General features: G+C 28.0%; 2 protein-coding genes and 1 pseudogene. All 3 read left to right on the top strand.

Annotation, left to right across the window (positions count from 1 at the left end; all coding sequences use genetic code 11):
- A pseudogene (locus C4E06_RS27135) lies at positions 1 to 1228 on the top strand (hypothetical protein); the annotation flags it as partial.
- Complete coding sequence (locus tag C4E06_RS27130) at positions 1225 to 2871, top strand: RNA-directed DNA polymerase (protein ID WP_157951268.1); 1647 nt, start codon at positions 1225 to 1227, stop codon at positions 2869 to 2871. The pseudogene C4E06_RS27135 and the gene C4E06_RS27130, both read left to right, overlap by 4 nt.
- A 15-nt stretch (positions 2872 to 2886) precedes the next feature.
- Positions 2887 to 3117, top strand: coding sequence for a UvrD-helicase domain-containing protein (locus C4E06_RS27125; RefSeq protein WP_232826399.1), 231 nt, complete (start codon positions 2887 to 2889; stop codon positions 3115 to 3117).
- The last annotated feature ends 68 nt before the right edge of the window (positions 3118 to 3185 follow it).

The following is a 3185-nucleotide window of genomic DNA, read 5'->3' as shown; positions in this document are numbered from 1 at the left end:
TTATTTTGAGACAGCACAGGTATTAGATAAGATTTTTGCTTCACCCAGATTATCTAATTCTTTATCTCATCAACTGCGTTGTTGCATTGTTGAGGTAGGTAGTGGAATGGGGGTGGGAACAACTGCATTAATTGAACAAATCTTAAAGTGGCAAGAAGAAACAAAAATTTCTGAGAATATAGAAATCATCTCTCTAGGTATTGATCCTAACATTTATGGGTTTACTATTTATAGTAAATTAATGCAGGAACTTAAAAATAAGGTTTCTGATGTCAATATTAATCTAATTTTTCAGCCAATTTGTGAGCCACTTCCTAAAGCAATTATAACAACGATTCGCTATTTAAACAATAAATGTCAAGAATGGGATAAGTCCCAGTTATCTCATTTATTATTAACTCAGTTTTCTCTTGCTTCATCCTTAAGTGAAGATGAAAAATTAAAAATGGAGCAAGCAGAACAACTTAAACAATTGGGATTAGAACCTAATTTAATTTTAGGAACCGAGAGAGATATTTTACAAGAACAATCAATTGCTTATAAACAACTACTTGAGGAAGTACCTATTGAAAACTTATACTTTATGTTGCTAAAAACTAAAACATTAGAGTCTGATTTATTAAGTCTTAATGTTGAAGATGAAGTACAGGAAATTAGTCAATCTCTCAAGACTACTATTGGAGATAATTATAGATTCTCAGAGATAGTGTCTCAAAACCAAGAAGTAAAATTTAATACTCCAAAAGATAGTTATTGGTATCACAAAGGAAAAAAGAAATATTTATCTGAGTTTAAGGTAATTGCTAAAACAATTCTTAATAAGAAATTAGAAGATGAGAGAAATAAGTTATTTAGTACAGAGAATTTACTCTCAGCTTGGATCAAAGCGAGAAACAATTTTTTAAGCGAGTCATTATATGATACAATTGAAATTCGTTTATTTGAAGATAATATTGAGAAAAATTTAAGAACAATTCAAAATAAGTTAATTGAGCAAACACTCGATTTTCTTCCTCAAAATCAAGAAATTAGCTATGATTTAGGTAAAGGAAAAGCTGGCAGTCGTCCTAAAAATTTATCCCGTTTAGAAGAAGAAATAATCGAAGTAGCAGTAATAGAAACCATTGGAAAAGAAAAAACGCAAGAATTTTATTCCTATAATCTTAGTGAAGATATAGAAAGTGAAGATTTATATAAAAATTATTTTTCTAGATATAAACAATTTTGAGAGATGCTCAAGAAGCTGCTGAACAGTATCAAGAAGATGGTGCTGTTATTCGGACAGATATCAAAGATTTTTATAAGAATATTATTCAAGAAACATTGATAGAAAAGAGTAAAGAAGAACTTAATATCACAAGTTATAGAGTTCAATGGCTACTCAAAAAATTAATAAATAAAAATTTAAACAACCATAAACCAGGAACAGGAATCAACCAAGGAACCATAACTTCAGGATTTTATGCTAACTTTTATTTAAAAGCTATTGATAATTATTTTAACAAGAAAACTAATTTAAAATATTTTCGCTATGTTGATGATATAATCATTGTTATCTTGAATAAAGTAGATACTGAAGCTATTAAAAAAGATTTAGAAAACCAATTAACAGAACTGAAATTACATATCAATCAAGACAAAACAGAAATATATCAGAATCCTTCAGAGATTATAACTATACTTAAAGATGCTCTAGAAGATGAAAATTTAGATGAATTAAATGAGGAATTCAATTTTAAAATTATGCCTTTTGTATGGCGAATGAACTCTAATTATAGAACTCAATTTCATCTTGCTAACAGTCAAGATATTAATCTGTGGTGGAACTTGATTAATCGTTATAATCAATGTTTATATGCTATTAATATTTTTATTTATTCCCATGATTTAAGTCGAAAAATTTATAAGCAATTAATGACTCAAAATTATAAAGATAAGTCAAAAATTAAATTTCCCCCTTTTCCTGCTACTGATAATTATATGATGATAAAAAGATGGAAAGATGAGTTTGAACAATTAAATCCAACTTGGATTAATGAGAAAAATAAATTTAGAAATAAGATTATTAAATTTTTTCTTACTTCTTTTGAAAAGCTTAAAAATTTAGAGGGAGAAATCAATAATTTAGATACAAATATGAAAGATTATAAACGTAAACTTAACGTTGAAAGACGTAAAAATCAAACTTATATAAGATTTGCAGTTAAAAAATTGTTAATATTAGGGTTTGATTTTGATCCTAAAATTAATCATAATGCAATCATTAGTTTAATCTGTAGTGACGATATATATATATTGAGACAGTTAATTCCTAATATTATTATTAGTTTAGCTTATCAAGGTCACACAGAAGCTATTGAGCAAATTTATCATTATTATGAACATAAAAAAGAACCAACTAACCAATATATTCGTGCAGTTATCTTAGAAGCACTGCGATTTTTACCTATCCTAAATAGTGAACATTGGGACTCAATTTTTAAATCGTCTGTAAAACAAGAATCAGATATTGAACGATTAAAAGCAACCGAAACCTGGTTACATTTAGGAGATATATCTAGACCCTTTGTTAAACCAAAACATATTCAAAACATTGTAGATGCTCTAAATAGCAATCCTCCTCCCTTTCCCAGACTCAGAAAGAATTATATTCTTATTTTAGGGATCTTTGCAAAAAAAGAACTATCTAATATTACTCTAACCAAGGAAGAAGAAAAAGATTATTTACTAAAAGATGCTTTAGATATTGCTAAAAACGGTCAAGTGTCTAGACTAATAAATTCACCAGAACCAGCCATTATCAAAAAGTATTACAACACTAAAACAACAAGCTCAAGTAGTCAAACACAAGTTTATTCTCCTACATTCTAATTAGTATTAATTATCATGGATCAGTTTACACCCAATCAAGAACAACAACAAATTATTAATCATATCAATGGAGCTATTTTAGTCCTTGCTCCTGTGGGAACGGGTAAAACTTCAGTGTTATCAGCAAGAGTCATAAAAGCACTAAAAAATGGTATACCTGCTGATAAAATTCTATGTCTTACTTTTACTAACCGTGCTACTATAGAAATGAGTGAAAGACTAACAAAATGTGTCCTAATGATGTAAAACATATTACTATTAAAACCTTTCATAGTCTTTGTACGATAATGCTCAGAACAGAAGCTAAAAATATT

The sequence above is a fragment of the Cyanothece sp. BG0011 genome (assembly GCF_003013815.1).
GTDB lineage: Bacteria > Cyanobacteriota > Cyanobacteriia > Cyanobacteriales > Microcystaceae > Crocosphaera.
Note: the sequence above shows the minus strand (reverse complement) of the source record. Positions and strands in the feature narration are given on the sequence as shown.